The organism is Kitasatospora sp. NPDC048722, from assembly GCF_040650235.1.
Lineage (GTDB): Bacteria > Actinomycetota > Actinomycetes > Streptomycetales > Streptomycetaceae > Kitasatospora.
In genome coordinates this window covers 36,844-43,101 of sequence record NZ_JBEZGX010000069.1, presented here as the reverse complement: position 1 = coordinate 43,101, position 6,258 = coordinate 36,844, and the positions used below count along the sequence as shown (strand labels likewise).

The window sequence follows — 6,258 nt, the reverse complement described above, 5'->3', positions numbered from 1 at the left end:
CCGCGAAGACCCATGTCGCGCGTCTGTTCGCCAAGCTCGAGGCCCGGGACCGCGTCCACCTGGCGATCATCGCCTTCGAGAACGGACTCGTGCCGGGTAGACGGTAGGGCAGGGTGAGAGGAACGATCGCCGACCACGAGTTCGCCGCGTTCGCGCTGTTCCCTCCTCCCCGCACCCGCGGGGTCAGCCGGTTGGCGGCCGCGTTGCGGGGGGCCGGGGCCAGCAGGCTGGTCACATCAGCGATCGCCTCCGGGAACGGCTTGAAGTAGCGGCGGACGTTCTCCACCTTGTTCAACCACCTGATGCAGCAACACCGTTGAGGACGGACCGACCGCGTACCAGGTGTTCTCCGTCTCGTCCTCCACCGAGGTCCAGGCCGCGACCACGGGGAGTTCGCAGTGGTCGCCGGCCTCCAGCGGAGGAAGGGTCCAGGTCATGCCGTGGTGGTCGCCGAAGTCGACGCCCCACGTGGTGCAGGAGTTCCGGTAGACCTCCCTGATCAATCCCGCCCAGCGACGGGGCGCTGCGGCCGTGGTGGCCGCGGCGTGGCAGATCCCCTCCTCGTCGTGGCCGCCGAGGGTGAGGCGGGTCGTGTCGTCGTCCACCGTGATCGCGGCCAGGCCCTGTCCGCCGTCCCAGCCGGCGTCGGCGCCGTCCGGCAGCCGCGCGGGCAGTCCCGCCGAGAAGGTCACCCTTCCCGGCGGCGACACGGCGTCGATCCGCCACACCGCCGCGAGGCAGTCGGTCAGCGGGCCCCACACCTCGGGGTCCAGCTCGGGGTCGTACGGGGTCAGCAGCAGTTCGACGCGCGCCGCGTGGTGTCTCCACCGCGCGACCGTCCTCCCGCCCGGCAGGTCGAACAGCTCGTCGGGCAGCGGCGGGAGGGCGGTGTCCCCGATCGTCGTCGTGAAGGTCACCACGCCGAAGGGTGTGTCCATGACGGGCCTGGCGACGGACCGCACCCGTGTGCGCGGGACGGTGGGGAGCAGCATCGGCCCAGCGTACCGGCAGGTCGGGGAGCCTCATCCGCCGTGGTCGCAGAGCTGTGACAACAACCCTGCCACGCCCTGATATTGGGGCCGGTAGCGTGTGCCTCCGGGCGGGCCGAGGGGAGCGTGGCACATGCAGTCGCTGGAGGATGACGATCCGCGGCGGGTGGGCGAGTACCGGCTGCTGCGCCGGCTCGGGGCGGGCGGGATGGGGCGGGTGTACCTCGGGCGGTCGGCGCGGGGACGGACGGTGGCCGTCAAGGTGGTGCGCCCGGAGCTGACCGGGGACCGGGAGTTCCGGGCGCGGTTCCGGCGGGAGGTGGACGCCGCCCGGCGGGTCGGCGGGGAGTGGACGGCGCCGGTGCTGGACGCGGACACCGAGGGCGACCGGCCGTGGGTGGCCACCGGGTACGTCGCCGGACCGTCCCTGAGCGCCGCCGTGCGGCAGTTCGGTCCGCTGCCCGGGGCGTCGGTGCGGGCGCTCGGTGTCCGGCTCGCGGAAGCGCTCGCCCACGTGCACGCGCTCGGGCTGGTGCACCGGGACGTCAAACCGTCCAACGTGCTGCTCGCTCCGGACGGCCCGCGCCTGATCGACTTCGGCATCACCCGCGCCCTGGATGCCAACACGAGCCTCACCAGGCCCGGTTACACGGTCGGATCGCCCGGATTCATGTCGCCGGAGCAGACCCGGGGGAGCAAGGTCGGGCCGGCGAGTGACGTGTTCTCGCTCGGTGCCGTGCTCGCGTACGCGGCGACGGGTGTGCTCCCGTACGGAGAGGGGGTGGTCCCGGCGGTGTTGTTCCGGGCCGTCTACGAGCACCCCGATCTCCTGCTGGTGGACGAGTCGCTGCGCCGGAACCTGCTCGGCTGCCTCGCCAAGGACCCGGCCGCGCGCCCGTCGCCGCAGCTGCTGCGCGCCTGGCTGGACGACGACCGGGAGGCCACCAGGGACCTGGCCACGGGGAGTTGGCTGCCGGCCCCGGTGGCGGCCGCGATCGGACGGGCGGCCGCCCAGTTGCTGGACCTGGAGGCGGACCGGACCGGGACGACCCACGCCGTGCCGCCCCGACCGGCGTCGGCACCGCCCCGCCCGGAGCCGACGCCCCGCCCGACGCCCACACCGCGCAGGCCGACGGTGCCGCCACCGGGCCCGGCCCCGACCGTGCCGCGCCACCACCCCACCACCCCGACGCGCCCCGCCCCCACGGGAGAGTGGCGCCCCCTCCCGCCCCAGCCCGTCCCGGTCTACGGCCCGACGCCGTACCCGCCTCCGCCCCGGCGGCGGGTACGGCTGGTCCTGGTGCTCGTGGTGCTGGTCGTACTGCTGATCGCCGCCGCCGGGTACGCGCTGACGCACCAGGAGGCGCAGACGTCCACCACCGGATCCGCGCCGGTCACCAACACGATGGCGCCCGGGGTCCCCGCCGGCGGCGCCGGACGGAACGTCGTGCCGGCCGCCTACCTCGGGACCTGGAGCGGCCAGGCCGTCCACTCGGACAACACGCCGGCCGGAGTCGTCACCCTCACGGTCGGCCCGGGCGGCATCGGCGACCAGAGCACGGGCTCGCGCCTCGACAGCGGGGCCGTCCGGTGCGAGGCGGTGTGGACGCTCGTCGAGGCCTCGTCGATCTCGTTGACCTACACCTCGCGGCTGGTACGGGGCACGCCCGGCAGCGCGTGCACGGGCGGCGACGCGACCGACCGCCGCACGCTCGTCATCGAGCCGGACGGCACGATCCACTACGGAGTCAGCCGGGCGGGCGTCGTGACCCAGGCAGCGGTGCTGCGGAAGACCGGCTGACCCCCGGCCCCCGCCCTCACCCCGGCGTCCTCACCCCAGCGCCCGCACCGCCGCCAGGACGTCCAGCCCCAGCGCCGGGTCGGCGTCCTCGGGGAGGCTGACGGACAGCCGGGTGAAGAGGCCCGCGTAGCGGCGGGTGATCTCGCGGGCGACGTCCTCCACCGGGCCGGACACCGCGAAGGCGTCGAAGACCTCGTCGTCGATCATGGCGGCCATCTCCTGCCAGCGCCCGCGCACCGAGAGCGGGTGCAGGCGTTCCTGGAGGTCCTCCCAGCCGTGCTGGGCGAGCACCGGGCGGTAGGCGGGCGTGGACGCGTAGAAGGCGAGCCGCTCGCGGACGGCGGCGCGGTTGGCGGCCAGTTCCTCCTCCGTCCGCCCCGTGGCGGTGAGGACGCTCCCGGCGATCTCGAACGGGCGCGCCGTCCACGCGGCGCCCTCCGCCTCGGCGGCCGTCCGGGCCTCGGTCAGACCGGGCAGGACCTGTTCGGTCAGGTAGGCGGGGGAGGAGAACGGGTGGCTGAGGAAGCCGTCCGCGACGGCGCCGGCCGTGCGGGTCATGAGCGGGCCGACGCCGGCCAGGAGGATCCGGGGCACCCCGCCGGGCACCGGGTCCGGCGAGAAGACCGGGGTCATCGTCGTGTGCGTGTAGAACTCGCCGCGGAAGCGCAGCCGCGCACCGGTCTGCCAGCTGTCCCAGATCGCGCGCACGGCGTGGACGTACTCGCGCATGCGTGCGGCGGGGCGGTCCCAGGGCATCCCGAAGCGCTTCTCGATGTGTGTCCTGACCTGCGAACCCAGCCCGATGACGGCCCGTCCACCAGAGGCCGCGTGCAGGCCCCACGCCTGGTAGGCGAGGGTCATCGGGGTACGGGCGAAGGCGACCGCGATGCCGGTGGCGAGCTCGATGCGCTCGGTCCGGTCGGCGGCGCGGGCGAGCTGGAGGAACGGGTCGTACGCGGTCTCGGCGACGACCAGCCGGTCCATGCCGCGGCGCTCGGCCTGCTCGGCGGCGTCCAGGATGCCCGCCGGGTGCCCGGAGGCGGTGGCGTCGAGGCGGAGGGCGGCGGTCGGGCGGTCCATGGCGGGGCTCCTGGTCACGGGCTGCGGCGGTGCGTCGGCCGTACGTCAGCGGTGGGTCGGCGGTGGGTCGGTACGGCGCCAGCCTGCCACGCCGTCACCCGCCGGCCGACCCGGCTCCCCGGTCGGCCGTGTGCCGGCACCGGCTCCGCGCGGACGTCGAACAGCCGGTCCAGGTACCGGTCGACGGCGGCGAGGACGTCGCGCGCTCAGGTCCCGCCGATCACGCGCCCGACAGGCGCCCACGAGCCGGGTGCCTGCTCACCGGGCACCTACTCGCCGCCCGCGGAGCCGCCGGCCAGGTAGGCGTGCAGCGCCGCCGCGCCCGCGAGCAGGGCCAGCCCGCGCACCGTCAGGCGCTCGCGCCACTCGCCCAGCGTCGCCTGGAGGGGTTCCGGTCCGCCCGCCGTCCGGACGCGTTCCAGCACCTGCGCGATGCGCTCCAGGCCGTGCCCGCCGCGGCGCAGCTGGTGGGCCAGCAGCACGTCGCGCACGTCGGCGGGGGCGTACACGCGGTAGCCGGTGCGCGGGTCGCGCCGGGGCACGACCAGGCCTGCGCGCTCCCACGCGCGCAGGGTCGCCGGGCGCAGACCGAGGCGGTGCGCGAGCGGGCCGATGAACGTGTCGCCGGGTTCGGGGCCGGGGGCCGGTTCGGGGCCGGGGGCCGGTTCGAGGCCCGCCGCCGGGACGAGGTCGTGCAGCGCCTCCTCCACCGCGTCCAACGTTGCCCGGTCACCGGCCAGTTGCGCGTGACTGGCGTCGATCAGCCGCAGCGCTTCGTCGACCTCGCCCGCGTGCACGGCCCGCATCACGGCCCCCGCCGTCGCGTGGCCGTGCCCGGGGAGCAACGCCAGGAACGCCCGGAGCGCCGACGCGTGGCGCGGGCCGTAGACGCGGTAGCCGCTCGGCGTGCGCCCGGCCGGCGGCAGGAAACCCGCCTCCTCGTAGTTGCGCACCGCCTGCGTGGACAGGCCGTGCTCACGCGCCAGATCGACGGGCCGCAACTTCATTTTGAGACTTCGCTCCCATCTCCCCGCGAGAAACGGCGGAAAAGTCTACACCGAGGCTTCAACGATACGGTTGACGTCATGACCGCATCGATCCGGGACGCGGCCCGTCCCTTCTCCGGCCACGCCCTCACCGCGCTCCTCTCCCCCGCCACCCGCCTCCTCGGCCTCGGCGAGCCCACCCACGGCGTCGAGGCCTTCCCCGAGCTGCGCAACGAGCTGTTCCGCCACCTCGTCGAGCACGAGGGCTACCGCTCGATCGCCGTCGAGAGCGACTGCCTCGCAGGTCTCGTCGTCGACGCGTACGTCACCGACGGCGTCGGCACGCTCGACGACGCCGTCGCCCACGGCTTCAGCCATGGCTTCGGCGCGTCTCCGGCCAATCGTGAACTCATCCGCTGGATGCACGAGTTCAACCAGCTGCACCCGCACGCGGAGCGAGTCCGCTTCTACGGCTTCGACGGCCCGCTGGAGATCACCGGCGCCGCCGGCCCGCGCCCGTCCCTGACCGCGCTGTACGACTACGTCGCCGCCCACCTGGACCCACCCTGCGACCGCGCGGGCCTCGACGGCCTCCTCGGCGACGACGGCCGCTGGACGGACGAGGCCATCATGACGGACCCGGCCAAGTCCGTCGGACGGACCCCCGAGGCCCGTGAACTGCGCGTGATGGCAGATGACTTGAGCGCTCTCCTCACCGCGCACGCTCCCCACCTGACGGCCGCGACCTCCCCCGACGCCTTCTGGCGCGCCGAGTTGCACGCCCGCACCGCCATCGGGCTCCTGCGCTACCACGCCGCCATGGCCGACCCCGGCCCCGCCCGCATCGCCCTGCTCCTGTCCCGCCGGGACGCGATGATGGCCGACAACCTCGACGCCGTCCTCCGCCGCGAGGAGCACCGCGGCCCGACGCTCGCGTTCGCCCACAACGCCCACCTCCAGCGGGAGGAGAGCAGCATGCGGTTCGCCGGCCGGCTCACCCGGTGGTGGAGTGCGGGCGCGATCGTCGGCACCAGTCTCGGCGACCGGTACGCCTACGCGGCCACCACCTTCGGCAGCCGCGGCTCCGACGTCCCGCCGGCCGACACGATCGAGGGGCTCCTGTCGACACTCCCGCACGACAGGTCCGTCCTCGACCCGGCCCGACTCGCGCGTTTCACACCGCACCTGACGCCGCGCATCCCGGCCGACCACACCTATGCCGCCCTCGACCCGGTCACCACCGGCGGGGCCGACGCGATCGTCTTCGTCCGCGACATCCGGTAGTTCCCGGCGGCGGGTCGGTGCCTCCGGCGTCCGCGGAGGCTCGATACGGTGACGGAAGCGGACCGGCGGCGCCCGACCGCTGTGGGGCGGGCGCCGCCGGTACCGCGAGTCCCCCGTG

Annotated in this window: 5 protein-coding genes and 1 pseudogene; 3 read left to right on the top strand and 3 right to left on the bottom strand. The window is 74.8% G+C overall.

What is annotated here, in order from left to right; translation table 11 throughout:
• A pseudogene (locus AB0C76_RS35100) lies at positions 1-107 on the top strand (DNA-binding response regulator); the annotation flags it as partial.
• Between the two features lie 129 nt (positions 108-236).
• On the opposite strand, the gene AB0C76_RS35095 reads toward AB0C76_RS35100, so the two are convergent.
• Positions 237-992, bottom strand: a complete 756-nt coding sequence (locus AB0C76_RS35095) for a hypothetical protein (RefSeq protein ID WP_359973493.1) — start codon at positions 990-992, stop codon at positions 237-239.
• 130 nt (positions 993-1,122) lie between these two features.
• On the opposite strand from AB0C76_RS35095, the gene AB0C76_RS35090 reads away from it, so the two are divergent.
• A complete protein-coding gene (locus AB0C76_RS35090; RefSeq protein ID WP_359973491.1) occupies positions 1,123-2,790 on the top strand; it encodes a serine/threonine-protein kinase in 1,668 nt (555 codons plus the stop codon).
• Between the two features lie 30 nt (positions 2,791-2,820).
• Here the strand turns inward: AB0C76_RS35090 and AB0C76_RS35085 are convergent, their stop codons facing one another.
• Positions 2,821-3,870 (bottom strand): TIGR03617 family F420-dependent LLM class oxidoreductase, encoded by a 1,050-nt coding sequence (locus AB0C76_RS35085; RefSeq protein ID WP_359973489.1) that lies wholly within the window; start codon positions 3,868-3,870, stop codon positions 2,821-2,823.
• A gap of 269 nt (positions 3,871-4,139) precedes the next feature.
• Positions 4,140-4,877, bottom strand: coding sequence for a MerR family DNA-binding transcriptional regulator (locus AB0C76_RS35080; protein ID WP_359973487.1), 738 nt, complete (start codon positions 4,875-4,877; stop codon positions 4,140-4,142).
• A gap of 78 nt (positions 4,878-4,955) precedes the next feature.
• On the opposite strand from AB0C76_RS35080, the gene AB0C76_RS35075 reads away from it, so the two are divergent.
• Complete coding sequence (locus AB0C76_RS35075; protein WP_359973485.1) at positions 4,956-6,140, top strand: erythromycin esterase family protein; 1,185 nt, start codon at positions 4,956-4,958, stop codon at positions 6,138-6,140.
• The last annotated feature ends 118 nt before the right edge of the window (positions 6,141-6,258 follow it).